This is a genomic window from Asticcacaulis currens (genome assembly GCF_028550395.1).
GTDB lineage: Bacteria > Pseudomonadota > Alphaproteobacteria > Caulobacterales > Caulobacteraceae > Asticcacaulis > Asticcacaulis currens.
On the sequence record NZ_JAQQKW010000004.1, the window covers coordinates 137,546 to 154,562 of the forward strand.

Below are 17,017 nucleotides of genomic sequence, written 5' to 3' on the forward strand. Positions count from 1 at the left end.
GAGCTCCCACCTCTGGCACCGGTCCCTCCGCCTGATTGCAGCCGAAACCTGCTCGACCGCCGGAATCAAGGTGTTGCCAGTCAGGCTACGGCGAACCGAGTGTCTTAGGAATTTGGCACAGGATACGATGGCTTTAATGCAGCGAAGCCGCGAATTCACCAGGGTTTACGCTGAATAGCCGCTTGCGCGCGTCGAAGCGCGGAATCTGAATTATGCCACCCCATCTCACCGCGGAGCACCCCGGCACAACGTAGCAAAGTTGTGAAGGAATGCTTCTGCTTCTCGCCTGTTGCCCGGCTCCATTACGCGTTCGAGGATCTCGACTGGAGTGGCCTGCTTCACTGGGAGCCTAAAGAAAATGCGCTCGTTAAATCCTGAGGAAACTGTGGAGAGTACCAGGCGCAACCCCGTCAACATGTCATCGCCGCGGTGGGATGCGTGAGCTAACGCGATCGGCTTTCCGATCACCTCGCTGCCGGAGACCAACCAGTCAATCGCGTTCTTCAAGCCGCCGGGGATGCTATGCACATATTCGGGACTTGAGACGATCAACCCGTCAGAAGCAGCAATCCGGTCCGCAAACTGACGAACGATGTCAGGAAAGCTCTCGTCCGAGATATCCGGCGAAAAAATTGGCAAGTCTCCCACTTTGTCAAAAATCTCGACGGAGATATCTGCAGGCGCGACCGCTGCGATCGCGCGAAGGAGTGCGGTGTTTGTAGAATGCCTGCGCGTGCTGCCAGAGATTGCTAAGATTTTGAGCTGGTTTTTTATCACCTATTAAATCCTTGCCCTGTCTGGCTCGCACCGTCGGCCTCCATGGCGCGTCGGCGTGCTCGGAAGGCCTTAGTCTTGTTGCGGTTGCCACAGCGTTCGGAGGTACACCAACGGCGATTGCCCGGTTTTGATCTGTCAAAGAAAACCCAATTGCAATCGTCTGATGCACACATTTTGAGTCGACCGAGATCGCCAACCATCGACAGCCGCGCCATCTCTCCGAGCACAAGACCGATCGCCTGCGTGGAAACCAGCGGCCGCAACGTCACCCCGCCGTGTGAAAAGTTCGCAACCATCGGAAAAGAAACGGCTGCTTGTTGGACAGCCGCAGCAGAGGCAGGTGTAACACCACCTTCGCCCGATGAGGTTTGAAAGTATTCACGCAGGGCGTTCCGCAATGCTAAGGCTGGGCCATAGGATTGCTCGGGCTCAGCAGTGGGAAGCCCGTGTGCATCCAACCAAACTACATAGTCCCCGACCGTCCGAAGGGCGTCCCCTTCATTCGCTTTGCGAACTCCGCGTGGAGCCTTTCGCGGTTCTCCCGAATTCACGAAGTCGTACAGCAGCGCAAACTCGTTGGGGATGTCGTATTTTTCGGAAAATCTCATATCTTACAGATAGCAGCTGCGTTTTTGCCATCAAGGGCAAGATTAGCCCTTCGAAACTGGAACCTGAGTCGCTGACCGGCTCGGTGCACGACAAAGCCACATCAGGCATGCGCTCACCAAAGTCGCCAATACAGCGCCCCAAATGGCGACTACATACGAATGATGGGAGTCGTATAGAAAGCCGGCGGCCGCAGGACCTACGAGCGTGCCAATTCCCGTACTTGTGAACAACACACCGGTTATACCCGACACGTACCGTGGCCCAAAGCGCTCAGCGACGAAGACAGGCATGATAGCGACCGATCCACCGTAGAAGGCACCAAACACGACGGCAAAGACTGACAACACCGCGAAGCTGTCAGACAACCACATGACCAGGCTCGCTCCCATTCCTGCAGTCATCCCAACGACGAACTGCAAACGCCCGAAGCGGTCGGCGAGGCCCCCAAGGGCGAAGCGGCCAATTGTGCTTCCAACGCCGATCAGTCCGACAAGCCAGATTGCGTTCTGTGGGGAGATGCCTTTGTCAATGGCGTAAGGTGCAAGGTGAACAAATGGCAAAAACGCACCGACGCCGTAGAGCAAGCAAGCTAAGTATAAAAGGCGGAAAGCTGGCATGCGAACAACTTCGCCAACCGTCATACCCGGAAGCTGTGAGGGGGCAGCTTCAGACTTATTGCCGTCTGGCAACACGCCCTTTTCCGCAGGTGTGTCGCGCAATGTGACAATTGCGATCAGGCCGCATGCCAAAGCTATACAGACAAGTGCAACGAACGTCTGGCGCCACCCAATGTTCGTTATCGCCCAGGCTGCCGCTGGCGGAACAAGTAGCGTGCCAACACCTATGCCGGACATTGCGATCCCGGTGGCGATGCCTCGTTTTCGCATGAACCATTTTTGCACCGCCCCGATCACCGGCACGAACATGCAGCCGATTCCGAGGCCCAATCCCAGCACATAAGCCGCGAGAAGCTGCGGTAGCGTCTGTGCGATGGCGCAACTGATGAGTCCTACCGCCAGAAATCCCGTACCCGCGAAGCAAAGCGGACGGACGCCGAATCGGTCGGCCAAAGGACCGCTGATCGCTCCGCACGCAAAGTACACCAGACCCGCCAACGAAAACCCCAGGGTAATAATGCCTCGATTTGCGCCAAAGGCTTGTTGCAGCGCGGGGAGGAACGCTCCGAAACTGTAAAATATTCCGAAGGAACTAAACAAAACCAGGAAGGCGCCGGCAACGATATACCATCCATAAAACGGAGCTCTTGTACTGGTGGACATAAATAATCTCCCATCGCGTAACCAGTAAAAAACTATTGCCGGTTACCGACAGAGTCAACCTGCTAAATTGTTTTGCCGGTGTCTCCGGGCTGGATTTTAGCGATGCGGGGCCTAAAGATTGCTGCAGCACCGCTAAGGTCAGTGAGGGAGCGGATGGAAGTCAGTTCTCGGCGCATATCAAGACCGAATCCTGCTTTTGGCAGCGCGCAGCAAGAGGCAGGGAATCCTCTGAGAACGCCGGCGTGATAGACAGCAACGGCGTCAGATTTAAGCAAAGTGACGACCTTGGGGTTATATTGCCGGGAATAAGGTTCAATCGGTCAAACACCGAAGCTTGACCGATACCGCGGGTGACCTTCTTCATGCTGGCGTGAAACCAATTGGCATCCCTGTCCTCAAAGGCGTTTTGCCTGGACCGACCGAAACCGCCGCGACTTAAAGGACTTCGACAAGCATTCGCCCCGCAACTGCATTACTTTTGACCCTGTCGATTCGACGTCTAGCGCGACGAGCTGAAATTGCCTGTAGCGGTTCAACCTAAACCAGAAGTGAACTCTAAATCGGAGAGAATTGAACGAGGATCATAGACACTAGCTGACGGGCTTCATCCATAATCTCGCGGCAGCCCCGAACCTGAGCCGTGGTGATGGCTCCATCAATAACCAGCATTATCTGACGGGCGGCGCGTTTCGCGTCTTCGGGTGCAAGCTCAGTAAGAACCGAAGCGAGCAAGGTTTCAACACGGTCTTTGTGTGCGCACGCATGGATGTAGATTGCGTGTTCAGGATCACCATACTCGGCGGAAGCGCGTGCAAAATTACAGCCAAAAAACGCCGAACCTCGGATCCATTCTTCAAAAACATCCAGAATGACTGTGATCGCCGCGTGCGATTTCGGGACAGATGATGTTGCATGCGTAGTCTCAAGGCGTCGGTGAACTCGCTCCATAAAGTCATCGCTGCGCCGTTTCAGAATATCGAGGATCAAATCCTCTTTTGTCGGAAAATACTTATAGAGCGTAGTTTTCGAGACGCCGGACTGCCGCATAATCATGTCCACTCCGGCCTGATGATAGCCATACCGGTTGAACAGATCCGACGCGACCGCAATCAATTGGTCTTTCCGTGGATGGGCCATATGAGACGGTTTCCAGTGGTTGGAGGTAACTTTAGTTGACATGAACAAATCTGTCCACTATTCAATGTGAACAGACCTGTTCACTTACGGAAAGAGACCTGCATATGTTGCCTGAGCCGACGCCTCCCATGACCTTAGGGGTCCACCATGTTGGCCTAAGTGTATATGACCTGGCAACAGCGAGGAGCTTTTTCGAACATTGCCTGGGTTTTTCTCTGATAAGGGAAATGCCTGCCTACCCTGCAGCCATGGTGACAGATGGCAAGACAATGATTTCGCTATGGCAGGTTGCCGATGCGGCGCAAAGCGCGCCCTTCGATCGGCGGCGCAATGTCGGTCTGCATCATGTCGCCTTTCTGGTCGAAAGCCCGGAAAAACTAGAAGCCGTTTATGCAGAAGTTCAGGCCGGCGGCGCCACAATTGAGTTCGCGCCGGAACCACGAGCCGACGGCAAGGCCCGCCACATGATGTGCACCATACCTGGGGGGCCGCGGGTTGAGTTCGTAACGCTGATATAAGTGAGAGTAAAATGGTTTCGTTAGACCAACTGCAGTCACGCCTTAGTGATCTATCGATCGGCGTCCATGCGTTAACTCGACCGGAAGAAAGCCCTGCCAGTCGATTAGTCAAGCTAGACCCTAACACCGTGCTCAACCTTCGCAACGGCCGTCACGACGTTATCATCCTTTTAGGATCGCTAGCTTCCGGACCGGTCATGCTTAGTCCGCAAAGCTATATCGGGCTGGACGGTAAAGGAAAACTGCGTGCTGGACCTTGGGGGGCTGTTTTGTTTCACATGGTTTCTCCCATAGTGCCCGGTGGACCTAAGAGCATCATCAAAGCGGAAAATCTCAGTTGGTTTGACGGATTGCAGTCGGGCGTCAGGCGCTGTAATTTTCGCACGCAAGACTATTCTGTAGCCTTGGTGGACTTTACTTCGGGTACCCGCATCCGCCCGCATCGCCATGATAGAGGCGAAGAAATCTATTTGTTGGCCGGTGAACTCGCCGGTGCCCCGAAACGTCTCAAGCCTGGCGATTGGCTCCGGCTTAACCCCAGCATTGTCCATGCTCCACACTCTGAAACCTCAACACGCTTTCTCGTCATTACCGGACACCTGAAACCAGATGGCGTACAAACGGCGTAAATTGGATTTTTTAGGGTAATAAGTCAATTTCCGGCCCGCTCAGGACTTATTGATTAAAGCCAAGAGATGGTGGAGGGGTCGCGTCCCACCGTGTGGTGTAATTGGGTAAGGGCGAAGCGCTAGGCTCGCGGCCCCATTCGCCAGTAGCTCAAACATCCTGAAAGGAAACGAAATGTCCCGTCCGCCGCTGCCCCCCTACACCCACGACACTGCCGTCGAGAAGGTTCGCCTGGCCGAAGATGGCTGGAATACCCGCGATGCTGCCAAGGTCGCCCTAGCCTACACGCTTGACACGCACTGGCGTAACCGGGTCGAGTTCGCAACCAATCGACAAGAGGCCCAAGCTTTCCTGGAGCGCAAATGGAACAAAGAACACGAATACCGGCTCATCAAGGAACTATGGGCCTTTACCGGCAACCGTATTGCCGTCCGTTATGCGTATGAGTATCGTGACGACGCGGGACAGTGGTTCCGCGCATACGGAAACGAAAATTGGCATTTTGCCGAAGACGGACTGATGTCGAACCGCCATGCCAGTATCAACGAGATGCCCATCAAGGAAGCAGAGCGCTTGTTCCACTGGCCTCTCGGCCGCCGCCCGGACGATCATCCATCACTGAGCAATTTGGGCCTTTGAGTTCCAAGCGCATCCTCACCGACCGTGAAAGTGCTCTGCCTGCACTAGCGGAGGCATTCCGTGAGCACGGTTTCGAGGGGGCTAGCCTGGCCTCTCTGTCCAAGGCAACGGGTCTTGGGAAGGCCAGCCTCTACAATTTTTTTCCTGGTGGGAAAGAAGAGATGTTGGGGGCTGTCCTTGAGAATATCAATAACTGGCTTACCACAGCGATTTTTTCGCCGTTAGAGCAGGTTGTTGATCCGGTAGAGGCTGTCACGGCTGTCAAATCGCATCCCCACCACCCTTTAGGGGGTCAGAATTGCATGCGAATTTACAATCATGCCGAGCGCCAGGCAATTGACCTTCATCCATTTGAGGGCATCAATATCGTCCTTGTCGAACTCGATAACCTGCCGGTTCTTCATCGCTGCTGGTTCGATGGGGCACATGTCATCCAGCCCGTCATGTGACAGGACAAATCCGCCAGGTTGCAGGCTAAGATGGCGGGGCGTGCCCATGAGCTTACGCGACAGCTCAAAGACCCAACGGATGCGCCGATCATTCAGATTGATACTGAGTCCGTCATCGTCTTCGGTCTTGAATCCGTCCCGCAACCAGTGCGACACATGAGACTATAGGGTATCTATCAGGTCTTCCGGCAGGCCCATGGCGCGCGCGACATCGCACAAGGTCCCACAGGTCCAATATCGCGTGACGACCGAACACAGGTCGGCGTGGTTACGGCCATGCCCGTCATCCTGACGCAGCCTGACGAGTGGAAAACATGGCTGCGAGCCGGGTGGTCTGAGGCGAAAGTCCTTCAGCGCCCACAGCCTGACGGGGCCCTGTCAGTCGTGAAAATTAGCGGGAAAATGGATGGTGCCGACGATGCCAGGCAACCTCAAAGCAATCTCGTTTAGTCTCACTAGGTGGCAGGCGTTTATCCGGTGTACCGACTTTTGCCACGGCATATCCAACTTACTCAGTGTGCTTTTTAGTCATTCGGGTATCGTAGATGAATTGCACGTTGCTCCAGTAGCCATCGCTCAGGCCGAGGGCGCGGTCGAATGAAATGAAAACATCGGGCTCAAACCGATGCTCCCCTTTAACGAAACCGTCGATGGGATGTCGGTCCTGCCCGATTTGGTCGGCGAAAACCTCGACCGAGATATTCATAGGCGTGAGAAGTTCCTCCAAGAGAATATCTCCTGGGGTAGCGATTGCGATGGCTGGGGCAGGTTCTCTTTCCATACCGGTGCGGATGGCCTTTCGCAGCGTAGAACGTTATCGTTCTCAGAATAGAACAAAGTATACGGTCGATACATAATGCCACCGCTCGTGCTCTTATAAGTTGAAAATCTGCTCCTCGGCTTGTTGGTATCTCTGCCTCGCTACAAGCAGAAAAATCACGGAAGTCGTCGTGTATGCTAGACATATGGCAAAACACTCCAGATCCCTTGTGGTGGCGGCAGCGAGTAAGCTGACTATAGCCATTCCAACTGCCGCCAATTGTATCAGAGGGCCGTGATTGTTCATTTGATGTCTGAGGTAAATAGCCTGATCCGCAGTCGACAAACTCAGCCACGCCGCATTTTGCTTCGCTTCCTCCAGAATAAACATCAAGTGCAGATGACGTAATAATTGTTCTATTGCTAAGGACAAACGAGTAATCATACGGGACGAAGCCTCATGAGCAGTGGAATGTCGACCTTTTTAAGGTCGCCGTTAGATTTGACAAGATGCTCATAGACCGCCTGCACGAGCCATCCCTTTTGCGCCCTGGTCAACTCTTGCCCGGAATTGCTGACCGCTTCATCGACGGCTTGGTAAGCAATTTGTGCAAGCGGCTTTGCACCACCGCGCCCGACTTGGCTTTCCGGAGCCCCCTGCCCCGTCAATAACCATACCGGATCAAGCCCGAATGCATCAAACGCGCGTTTGCAAAACTCGCTGGATACGTCTGCCGTCCCCTGCTCATAGGTCTGCAGGGCGCGTGCCGACACTCCGGCCTTTGCTGCAAACTCTGTTTGGGTCAGACTTGCGATGTGCTCGCGGAAAAACACTATCCGTTCGCTAATATCTTGTCTTGAAATGGATTTTGGAAATTTGGCCATTCAGCATCACTTAAAGATTGACTCGGATACAAAACCTCTCGATACATCTACCATGATTATGGTAGTCTAGACAAGATTGGAAAGGAGTCGGCCGTGGACCATCATGAATGGATCAAGGGGGCATTGCGCCTTCGCGGCAGTTCGTTTGCCGATGTCGCCCGCCGCACCGGCGTGACCGCGGCTGCTGTGTACTATGTCTCGAAAGGCAAAAGCCGGTCCAGTCGCGTCGAAACGGCGATAGCTGAAATTATTGGATATTCACCCGCCGAGATATGGGGCTATGCCCCCTTGGCTCCCTCTAACAATGGAGGTGCCATGCCACCCCGTTAATCACTACGACATCTCTATCCGTTGCCGGAAGTGAAAAGGACCTGAGTCGCGCCAACGACCAGGTCCTTAGGTGTATTCTCGTCGTACCACGACACTGAGATTGTCCCTCATCGCTCAGCAAAAGTCAATCACTGCCCCCGGTTTTGGGCAGTGCGCGACCCTACGCGCTAGTTTCACGCCGGCTCATCCAATCTTCTTATTTTTGGAATGCAGCCAATGCCAGTAATTACCATTTCGTCCGCGGAGGTTCCCCACGCCCTTCGCGGTCCAATCGCAACATCTAAATCTTATATGCCGCGCTTTTGGGCAACGGTCTATTGTGATGTGTTCAAAGCCGCCCGCAAACCCGCTACTTTGCGACGTATTCTAAGCGCTATCGATCGGCTCTGCCGATTCGGCGAAGGAATGGTGCCTGTCCATGACATCGACCAGATCCTCACTCGACTCGACATTCAAGCGTTGAAGAATCTCATGGTCGGCTTTCTTAGCCACCTGCGAACCACGGCCCAGGGCCACTCTGTCAGCGCTGATCAGACTTGGCGCGCCGCATTCGATTTTGTCTATGACATGCTAAAGATTCTCGGCGTTTCGTCGTTGGAAGCCACGCGGCTGCATAGTGAACTTCGAGAGCTGAAGAATCTGTACGGGCAGCTTAGCCCAGCAGCTCCGTCGCGCCCTCGTCATATCACTGCAGTTCCGGCATCTGTCATTAGCGAGTTATATGACATCCTCTCGTTGGAAGGCCATCGCAATCCGTTCCGCAGCGTGCCCGAGAAAAAGCGCAACCTGTTAATCTTTGAGATCCTTCTTCGAACGGGCCTGCGGCGCGGGGAGCTGTTGGCCTTGGGCGTCGATGCCCTGCAGTGGGAATTCGACACACAACTCGGGCGAACACGGTTTTGGCTGAACGTGGCGCAAGATCATGCGGAAGAAGATCCGCGCTATCTGAAAGGGTCGCTGAAAACGGCGACGAGCTGGCGATCCATACCCGTCCCGGTGGATTTGGCCCACCGAATTCAGCATTTTGTCGACTACCACAGGGGCCAGCCAAACCATCCGTTCCTTTTCACGTCCAACCAGAGGCTACCGCTCTCTGCGCCTGCGGTCAGCTTGGTATTGGAGACAGTCAGCCGCGCCCTTTCGCCTGAGGCCCGCACGTCACTGCAGATCCGCGGAATGAGCGGCGTCAGACCTCACGACCTTCGTCATACTTCGGTCGTCGCTAGGCTACAGATGTTCAAAAACGCCGGTGTGCCGCTTGACGAGAGCATAGAGCGGTTGCGTCCCTATTATGGGTGGTCGCCGGGATCGAAAATGCCTTTTCGCTATGGCCGAGCTTATTTCGAGACCCAATTCACCGAGGTCTGGGAAGAGGTCTTCGAAGACCATCTCGCAGCGTTGCGGGAAATCATGGGAGGCGATCAATGAGCGTCTCCGAATTTGATTCTCAACCCCATGCCATCCGCTTCGCCATCCAACTGCCGCCAAGCGTCAAATATTTTGACGACTTAGCAAACAGATACCGAACCATCCTGAACCTGTCCCAAACCGACGTGTGGGACCTGGCAGTCGATGGCAAAACGCTCCGTTGCAATTTCAACAATTCATTGGCCATTGACCGGCCTCTCCTAAAGCGATGGCTTGTCGATCTCCTAATGGACATCAAACCCGTTTCCGCATCAAACTATTTCCAGTCCGTTCTGTCCCTTGGCAATGGCGTCGTCAGCGATATCATTAATCATCTGATCGAGGATCATCCGAGCGAATTCAGGATCTACTGGGTGACTTCTCTACTACCCAAGATGTCGCTCGCTCAGATTCGAGGATTGCGGTCTCTTTGCCGCACTTTCTGCAACCACGGCTACGGCCAATGGTCCCCCGATCATCTCGATTTCGTGTCGAGCCTTAAAGGCCGCCCTTTAGACAAATACGCCGTGGTCCGCAGTGGCGACTGCTTCGTCGATCTTTATCAGCAGTCGATCGTGGCGCAATCGTTGGATGACCTAGCGGCGACAGTCAAAGGCAGAGGAACCAACGTACATACAACTACCCTACGCGGCGCCATCGTTCTGATTCTCGCTTTTCAGCACGGCTTGCGTTCTGGACAAATCGCCCGCATCAAAAATTCTGGCGTTAAAACATTCCCGACCGGCGCGGTGCACGTCCAGTTCCCTGTCACCAAGCAGCGCCAGAACGCATCCGCCGAGGAGCGTTTGCGAAGTATCAGACGAGAGTGGTGTCCGATTTTATTGGAGTATCAGAAGCGGAGACCAGCCAACGATAACTCCACTTATTTCCTCGGTTGTACCCCTGACGAAGTGGCCGCCGAATTCAAAAAATACCTTCGGAGTATTGGGATTGAGGGCCGGACCTTGACCGATTTCCGGCATACGGCCGGGCAGCGGCTGGCGGATTCAGGTGCGTCCCACTTTGCTATCACAGAATTTATGAACCACGCGGACCTTTCCACCGCACTTGTCTATATCCAATCCTCGCCTACACAGGCAGATCGGATCAACAAGGCGCTCGGTCTGTCAGAAATTTATAGCGTGGTAGCGCAGACTTCTCGAATTGGTATCCTTTCGCGCGAGGATTTGGACAATACAGCGGAGACGAACATCATCTCGGGAACGCCGCATGGCGTCCCGATCACCGGCATCGGCGCTTGCAAGTCCGAGGTCGGCGTCTGCAGCAAGAGCCCGGTCCTCAGCTGCTACGAGTGTCACAAGTTCCTCGCTCTGGCCGATACGGTCGTACACGAAGAGGTCGCAGCCAACTTGCGCCAAATCGTGCTCGATTTCGCCAGGATGGTCCGTCCAGGGGAGACCTCCCCAGCTATGGGCCAACTTCGCACCACTTTAGAGGCGATCGAATTGCTAATCGAGCAATTGCAGGGAGGCGGTGTCCAATGAACGCATATTATACCGCATACATTGCTCGGGGGAAGGCCTTGGCAAATCGCGAAGGACTTATTTGGAACCTGGCGCACGACGCCAAGGGTTTAATTCCCAAAGACCAACGGTGGAATATCAGCCGAACCCGCAAAATCACCCAGGGGCGTATTGCTTGGGTGCGGACGTTGGATACCTATAAGCCAGCGGTAGAACCTTTTAATGCCTATTCACGCAAGGCAGACCTAGAGCCGGTTGAGCACGGCGCTATGACGCGAGAATGGATCGAATTTTACCTTGCAGTTTTGCTCTGCGCTTTTTTCGATGGCCACCAAAAACCCCATTCGGCTTTGTGCAATATAGGGCAGCCGATTCGAATACTGGCCTGTTGTTGTCATAAGAAGGCTCCCTGGGAATTAACACCGGAAGACATCCGCCTTGCGTACAATATTGCGCTCAACATTGGCGAGTCGGGCAAGGTGGCTGTGAATTTACAGACAGTTGTCCGCACCATATTCGATCACAACCACTTGTCGGACTATGGGCCTATGGCGTCGTATTGCACGCCTTTTGGCGACCCAGAAGCCCTCAGCCGCCACAAGCTCGCCGAACAGCGCCGGCGAACTCAGAACACGCACCGCAAGGCGGCATCGCGCAAATCGCTCGCGGAAAAGAAGGACCCTGAAAAGCTTCCCGACATGGAGGCGTTCTGGGAACTGGTTCGCATCGTCTTCACTGTAAAACCAAGAAGTTTTTCTGATGCAGTTCGCTTCCAGCTTGTTGCCCTGATGATATTCTCTGGTTTCAGGGTCGGCGAAGCATTCAGAGTCCCCGTGCGATGCCTCAGGATCAGGGAGTATTTCGACCGCAAGGGGCGCAATGCCGCAATCAAAGGGGGGATCGGGACCTCTGTGCAAATCCGTTACTTCGCTGAAAAGCAGAGTACGGACAGAGTTCAGGACGGCTTTGTACTCCTGGAATCATTTCAGGATGTGCCGGACTTATTCGCCAACCCGATCAGTGACATTGTTGAGCGGACCCGCGAGTTGACGCGGCGACTGCGGGAACGCTTAGAGGCTCAGCTTGAAACCGGTCGGCTGTTTCCAGACCTCGAGCCGGACACGATTGTCCCGGACTGGGATATATATCTACGTGTGTCAGGCAACATTCAACTGGGTGCATCGCCCCTGCCCACGGCTCTGGTCGAAAAATACCGCGAAACCTTCTCGGAGGACGCGCTTGATAACCTCCGGACAAACCAGATCCAAGCCTATAACCGTAAGCCCAACAGAAGAATCTTCGAGTATTTCGAACGTTGGGCAGAGAAAGGCAGCTACGTTTTGTTCCGGAATAAAGATGGCAAGCCCGTCTTCCCGCATCCAGGCGGCCGCCACTACTTTAGGGTTCAGGATATAGAGCGATACGTAAAGGAATATCTTCCGACTAAGCGACCCAATCTTGGTGCGTTAGCACTTTCTTCCGGAGGCATCCACTATCCTCACGACTTCCTGTTCCTGTTTCCGACCAGATCTGTCGTCGAGGACCGTGACGGAGGTATATTGGACGTCGGCAAATATGCTTTCGTTGGACTAGGAAGCGAGCTGGATCTCAATATCCACTTGGGCCTTAATAAGCCGAACATCTTTAGTCGCTATGGCCACCCTGACGCTGTCAACTACAAAATCAACCCGCACGACTTCCGTCACCTTCAGAACAACGAACTGTTCCGCGGAGGGGTAAGCGACGCACTTATCACACTGAGGTTCGGCCGGCGCTCCGCCTCGCAGAGCCACGTCTATGATCATCGAACACTCGCTGAAGAGTTGGACTACATGGAGGTCCCTGGTGGCGTTGACGATACCGTGTTTCCCGGTGCACGCCGCGCTTTCCATTTGGTCAGCCAAGGCAAGGTGCACGGGCCGATCGTCACAGAATTCCGGCGCATCCAGAATGACTTTGGAGACCAGGCAGCCGCGGAATACATCGCCAACGAGGCCGGCGGGCTACATGTTACCCCCTACGGCCTCTGTTTGAGCAGTCTGACGGTTGATCCATGCCCAAAACAGCTGGAGTGCTTCAATGGTTGTCGGCACCTCGCCCGAACCGGCCTGCCCAGCGAGACGTCATCGCTCCAGGCACTTGAGGACCGACTTATCAGCGTCATTGACAAGCTGATGACCCAACCCGCGACCACTGGGGGCTGTCAAAACCAGCTACTTCGAGCCAGGACGCGATTGGAAAACGTACGGAGGGCACGGGCCATGGCACCCGACATAAAAGAAACACCTACCTGAATTTACAGCTCGTGACGCTTTTTTTCCTCATGCGCTCAATAAGGAAACAACAATATGGATGACCCCAAACTCGACCATCTGAGGCAACTGCTGGAGCAATTCCTCGAAGCGGACATGGACATCACTGCATCGGCGCTGGTAGCCGCTTCGCATAAGTTCAAGCACCCCTCTGATATCACCCGGCCTGTTAACCGCGGTCCCCTTTTCCATGAGTATCGCCAGCGCCAAGCACGACTACGGGACTTGGCGCGGAAAACCGACAAGAACGCCAAGGGCAAGCTCCTTGCCCGCCTCGCAGGCACCGAAGAGAATCTAATGCTCATGGTGCGGCGAAATGAACTTCTGATCGCCACAGTACGAAGCCTTATCCGTACGGTCGGGACAACTCAAGGTCTGAAGGGCTGGCTGACCATGTCCGCCGACTATGCAGCACTGAGGAAGGAATTGGAGGCTATGGGAGCTATTCCTTCAGCGGACCCACTGCCCCTCAGACCGGTTGCCCCGAGCCGTAAATCGGAGTGTTAGTCTGTGATCTCGTAAAGTGGGCGCGGCTGAAAAGGTCGCGCCCATCGCTCTGAAACAGGGAAATTTTTTGTCGAGCCGGATATCAGGCCTTAAGAAAGTATCGGTGCAGGTCAGTTAATGATCCGCTTCATCAGCCAGACGTGCGATAAAATCTGCAGGGGTCACCCCGATCGCTCGCAATACTGTAAGCAGCTCAATGACGTCGAGGAGCCGATCGCCGCCTTCGTATTTCGACACGAAAGACTGTGGACGCCCGAGTTTGTCTGCGAGACCATATTGCGTAAGGCCTGCGGCCAACCGCGCATCTCGTAGCATGGACTGCAGCATAATTTGCTGAGGGGAATGAACGCTCTTCTTCATCGCTCACGACTTGCGTTGGTGAGCGAAAGCATCTAATCCCGTTTCAGGATGATCCCGAATTAGGATCATTATGGCAGTGGCTTAGGTCGATGGATTATCAGTTTTATCAAGACAGGCAAACTTGCCTTCTTTTAATCGATGAAGTCGGCATTGAAGTACCGATCCGTCGTTCGGTCTGCACGGCATTAAAGCTGCAGACTCAGGCCGGTGTGGATTTCAAATTAAAAGATCCTTTTGAGACGATATCTCAAATCGTCCTTGCCAGCTTAGACTCAAAATTCGTTCCGCCCAGTGAGGCCCAAGTTAACTATGTCTGCGTCATTGCGCGTGCACTAAACATCCCGGTGACGCCGGATACTGTATCTACAAAGGCAAGCTGCCACAATTTCATCTCAGCTTATGTAGACGATTTTAGACGCCGATTTGAGCAACCCGATAGCGTTGCTAGCAAGCCTAAGAAAAAACGTAGAACCGCTTCAAAAAATTCGCGCGCCCGAGAAGCAAATTTGATCGAAATTGCGACAGAACGCAACCAAAGTATCCCAAGGGATTGATAAAGTACGAGACCCCAAATTCGCTTCATGATATTCAGCGGCCTTCAAATCTAGAAAACATTTCAACTTAAAAATAAAATCGAAATTGCCACGGTTCATGTATTCGCGTTTCTCTCGCAGTTTTTTGAAGCGTAGCTCTAGCATCATTTTCGTTGCAAATCTGGTTCTAGGCAGAATGCATAACCATCACATCCATGTCTGAACCAGATTTGGAGCTGTCGGTACGCATTGTGGGAAATGCTAGTGATCAGGTTCATGGCCGTTGCGCATTTTTGTCACGTAAGCGCAATGACGACAGTATCAACCAACCGCAACCAATATAAACACAAAATCCTAACCTACATAAGGTTTGGATGCGCAACGCCAACCTAACCTGCTCATATTGCGAAACCGTGAACCAGTTCAAAATCTCCCGCGCCCGTGAAGCAGGTTTGATCGAAGGCGCGGCAGAGCAGAACCGAAGTATTCCAAATGATTGATAGAGTACAAGTCCGCAACTTCGCGTCATGACGCTTGGCGGTCTTCAAATCGAGCAACAATATTAATAAGAAATTGCAGCGCCTCAATTAGTTGTTTTTCGCTGGCTATTTTTTAAATCGTAACTCGAGCAATTCATTTTCGTTGCAAGCATATCTGCTTCTAGGCATTATGCATAGCAATCACGCCCGGAATGGGCAGAAGTTAGGCTCACATTTGTTGCGTTCTGTGCGTCAAAATGCGCAACTCCGCGCCTGCCGCCGACGCTCGCCCACAAGCCGATTTCGGCAAAACCAACCGCCGGAGCGAACTCAACCGTGGATAACACCTGGGCGCAACGTCGGTGGCGGTACAAAACCGAACGGTAATCTGGAGTGAGAAACATGTAACTCCACACGACTTTCTAAGAAACGGTGACGCTAAATTAGTTCGCCATCGGGTCTGACGAAAGCCAGTCCTCGCTACGAAGCCCTTCAACGCGGGAGAACTCACTCAAATTTCCAGTGACAACAACCAAGCCTCTGCTTCGGGCATGACCTGCAATTAGTACATCATAACCGCCAATCGGAGTACCCCTACGTTCCAAGGACGCTCGAATGTCTGCGGCGTGGGCGGCAGCCTCTGGCCCAAATGGAATCACCTCGAGCCGCGCAGCAAACTGTTCGACCTTTGTTCGGTTAAAAGCCGGGCGGTCAGACTTTTCAGCACCGTGCAACAGTTCCGCCATTACTATTGTGGAGATGCAAAGCCCATCAGCTTCAGCGTTGAACCGTTCGCGGATTGACTGCGGCCGGTCTCGGAGCACTCTGATGCATAGATTTGTATCAAGCATATATCGAAGCATTAGAAGCGCTCGCGGACTTCTTCTGTCGGTTGGTCGCGCTCGCCAAGATCAATGCCTGGGGCCGCAAAAAAATCGTCCCAAACGCTGTTCGACGGCACGATGATACGACGCCCCCCTTCCCTCAAAATAGTTACGTCTTTGACCCCTTCTGGAAAAGCCACGTCCTTAGGTAAGCGAACTGCTTGCGAGCGATTCGAGTGAAATAAGGTTGTGCGAGCCATGATACACCTCCAGGAGTTTACCTTAAACTAATCATAACATGGGATATGTCAACGGGATATACATAACAAATATCGTGGGAGATGATCCCCATCCTAGTTTCTAGCTCGCTGAAGCATTGGCGATTATTCCTTCGCGGACAGAAAGAGATGGGTGGAGCTTTATATAACGCTTAGCAAGAAGACCGGCAAACGCGTGGTTCCGCGCCACGGCTATCGCGATCGTGATTAGGAACCGCGCGCCAGTACCATCGAACTGCGCGCCCCTCAAACTTCGCAAAACAGTTATCTTCCAAGCTTTCTGAAGCCGCGGCGCACGGCACAGAGGGTGCTAACACCTTGCGACCTACTCGCCGAAAGCGCGGACGCTCTTATTGCCGCCAGTGCCTAGAAAATATGAGCCTCCCGATAACCGCCAGAAGGTATCCAACACTGGCCCCCCTACCGCTGGAGCCACAGAGGGGTATATGAATAAGATTAGGGTTCCAGCGAGAACCAGAAGGTTTGGCCAATCTCCGGTGCCCGACCAGGATTGAATGGCCATAAAGCAGAGACACCAGAAAATGACGGCTGTAGAGATGACTAAAATAAGGCGCATGATGAGTTGCGACATAGGGGTCTGACTTCTAAATTCCATCCACACCACAATGCCGGCGACCGCAACGCCTGTAAAAATCATATAGACTAGAAGCCCCACGCGTTCTCCCTCCCCGATTTAACTTGGTCGTCTCTTCCACGGAATCGCCCAAAAATCGAATTTATCCGACCCACTACCTATGCGGCCTCATAAAAATTACCGAATTCTTTTCGCGCAGTAAAAAAATACCTTGTCCAAACTTGGCTA

General features: G+C 53.6%; 19 protein-coding genes and 1 pseudogene. 10 read left to right on the forward strand and 10 right to left on the reverse strand.

What is annotated here, in order from left to right; genetic code table 11:
* Positions 1-225: 225 nt before the first annotated feature.
* The 4 genes from PQU94_RS08235 to PQU94_RS08250 form a co-directional block, all read right to left on the reverse strand.
* The gene (locus tag PQU94_RS08235; protein WP_272740984.1) at positions 226-777 is read right to left on the reverse strand and encodes an NADPH-dependent FMN reductase; all 552 of its coding nucleotides are present in this window, start codon (positions 775-777) and stop codon (positions 226-228) included.
* Positions 774-1,385: a CGNR zinc finger domain-containing protein gene (locus PQU94_RS08240; RefSeq protein ID WP_272740985.1), complete on the reverse strand. Its 612-nt coding sequence runs from the start codon at positions 1,383-1,385 to the stop codon at positions 774-776. Before PQU94_RS08240 ends, PQU94_RS08235 begins: the two co-directional genes overlap by 4 nt.
* Before the next feature lie 42 nt (positions 1,386-1,427).
* The gene (locus PQU94_RS08245; RefSeq protein WP_272740986.1) at positions 1,428-2,666 is read right to left on the reverse strand and encodes an MFS transporter; all 1,239 of its coding nucleotides are present in this window, start codon (positions 2,664-2,666) and stop codon (positions 1,428-1,430) included.
* Positions 2,667-3,221: 555 nt separating this feature from the next.
* On the reverse strand, positions 3,222-3,845 hold the full coding sequence (locus PQU94_RS08250) for a TetR/AcrR family transcriptional regulator (RefSeq protein WP_272740987.1): 624 nt from the start codon (positions 3,843-3,845) through the stop codon (positions 3,222-3,224).
* Positions 3,846-3,907: 62 nt separating this feature from the next.
* Between PQU94_RS08250 and PQU94_RS08255 the strand changes: the two genes are divergently transcribed.
* From PQU94_RS08255 to PQU94_RS08270, 4 genes and pseudogenes are all read left to right on the forward strand, one after another.
* Positions 3,908-4,321 carry a VOC family protein gene (locus PQU94_RS08255; protein WP_272740988.1) on the forward strand — a complete coding sequence of 138 codons (414 nt, stop codon included), beginning with the start codon at positions 3,908-3,910 and terminating at the stop codon, positions 4,319-4,321.
* Between the two features lie 11 nt (positions 4,322-4,332).
* Positions 4,333-4,950, forward strand: coding sequence for a cupin domain-containing protein (locus PQU94_RS08260; protein WP_272740989.1), 618 nt, complete (start codon positions 4,333-4,335; stop codon positions 4,948-4,950).
* 172 nt (positions 4,951-5,122) lie between these two features.
* Positions 5,123-5,587, forward strand: coding sequence for a nuclear transport factor 2 family protein (locus PQU94_RS08265; RefSeq protein ID WP_272740990.1), 465 nt, complete (start codon positions 5,123-5,125; stop codon positions 5,585-5,587).
* A pseudogene (locus PQU94_RS08270) lies at positions 5,584-5,751 on the forward strand (TetR/AcrR family transcriptional regulator); the annotation flags it as partial. The gene PQU94_RS08265 and the pseudogene PQU94_RS08270, both read left to right, overlap by 4 nt.
* Positions 5,752-5,871: 120 nt before the next feature.
* Here PQU94_RS08270 and PQU94_RS08275 read toward each other — a convergent pair.
* The 3 genes from PQU94_RS08275 to PQU94_RS08285 all read right to left on the reverse strand — a co-directional run bounded on the left by PQU94_RS08275 (position 5,872) and on the right by PQU94_RS08285 (position 7,680).
* The gene (locus PQU94_RS08275; protein WP_272741198.1) at positions 5,872-6,084 is read right to left on the reverse strand and encodes a hypothetical protein; all 213 of its coding nucleotides are present in this window, start codon (positions 6,082-6,084) and stop codon (positions 5,872-5,874) included.
* A gap of 460 nt (positions 6,085-6,544) precedes the next feature.
* Positions 6,545-6,817: a HigA family addiction module antitoxin gene (locus tag PQU94_RS08280; RefSeq protein WP_272740991.1), complete on the reverse strand. Its 273-nt coding sequence runs from the start codon at positions 6,815-6,817 to the stop codon at positions 6,545-6,547.
* Positions 6,818-7,236: 419 nt separating this feature from the next.
* The gene (locus PQU94_RS08285) at positions 7,237-7,680 is read right to left on the reverse strand and encodes a helix-turn-helix domain-containing protein (RefSeq protein WP_272740992.1); all 444 of its coding nucleotides are present in this window, start codon (positions 7,678-7,680) and stop codon (positions 7,237-7,239) included.
* A gap of 93 nt (positions 7,681-7,773) precedes the next feature.
* Between PQU94_RS08285 and PQU94_RS08290 the strand changes: the two genes are divergently transcribed.
* From PQU94_RS08290 to PQU94_RS08310, 5 genes are all read left to right on the forward strand, one after another.
* A complete protein-coding gene (locus tag PQU94_RS08290; protein WP_272740993.1) occupies positions 7,774-8,010 on the forward strand; it encodes a helix-turn-helix domain-containing protein in 237 nt (78 codons plus the stop codon).
* A gap of 291 nt (positions 8,011-8,301) precedes the next feature.
* Positions 8,302-9,438: a tyrosine-type recombinase/integrase gene (locus PQU94_RS08295; protein WP_272740994.1), complete on the forward strand. Its 1,137-nt coding sequence runs from the start codon at positions 8,302-8,304 to the stop codon at positions 9,436-9,438.
* Positions 9,435-10,922, forward strand: a complete 1,488-nt coding sequence (locus PQU94_RS08300; protein ID WP_272740995.1) for a tyrosine-type recombinase/integrase — start codon at positions 9,435-9,437, stop codon at positions 10,920-10,922. Before PQU94_RS08295 ends, PQU94_RS08300 begins: the two co-directional genes overlap by 4 nt.
* A 38-nt stretch (positions 10,923-10,960) precedes the next feature.
* Positions 10,961-13,195, forward strand: a complete 2,235-nt coding sequence (locus PQU94_RS08305; RefSeq protein WP_272740996.1) for a hypothetical protein — start codon at positions 10,961-10,963, stop codon at positions 13,193-13,195.
* 54 nt (positions 13,196-13,249) lie between these two features.
* A complete protein-coding gene (locus PQU94_RS08310; protein ID WP_272740997.1) occupies positions 13,250-13,720 on the forward strand; it encodes a hypothetical protein in 471 nt (156 codons plus the stop codon).
* 114 nt (positions 13,721-13,834) lie between these two features.
* Here the strand turns inward: PQU94_RS08310 and PQU94_RS08315 are convergent, their stop codons facing one another.
* Complete coding sequence (locus PQU94_RS08315) at positions 13,835-14,080, reverse strand: helix-turn-helix domain-containing protein (protein ID WP_272740998.1); 246 nt, start codon at positions 14,078-14,080, stop codon at positions 13,835-13,837.
* Positions 14,081-14,169: 89 nt separating this feature from the next.
* Between PQU94_RS08315 and PQU94_RS08320 the strand changes: the two genes are divergently transcribed.
* The gene (locus PQU94_RS08320; RefSeq protein WP_272740999.1) at positions 14,170-14,634 is read left to right on the forward strand and encodes a hypothetical protein; all 465 of its coding nucleotides are present in this window, start codon (positions 14,170-14,172) and stop codon (positions 14,632-14,634) included.
* 901 nt (positions 14,635-15,535) lie between these two features.
* Here PQU94_RS08320 and vapC read toward each other — a convergent pair.
* Positions 15,536-15,955 carry a type II toxin-antitoxin system tRNA(fMet)-specific endonuclease VapC gene (gene vapC / locus PQU94_RS08325; RefSeq protein WP_368407068.1) on the reverse strand — a complete coding sequence of 140 codons (420 nt, stop codon included), beginning with the start codon at positions 15,953-15,955 and terminating at the stop codon, positions 15,536-15,538.
* Positions 15,955-16,176, reverse strand: a complete 222-nt coding sequence (gene vapB / locus PQU94_RS08330) for a type II toxin-antitoxin system VapB family antitoxin (RefSeq protein ID WP_272741001.1) — start codon at positions 16,174-16,176, stop codon at positions 15,955-15,957. Before vapB ends, vapC begins: the two co-directional genes overlap by 1 nt.
* Positions 16,177-17,017: the final 841 nt, after the last annotated feature.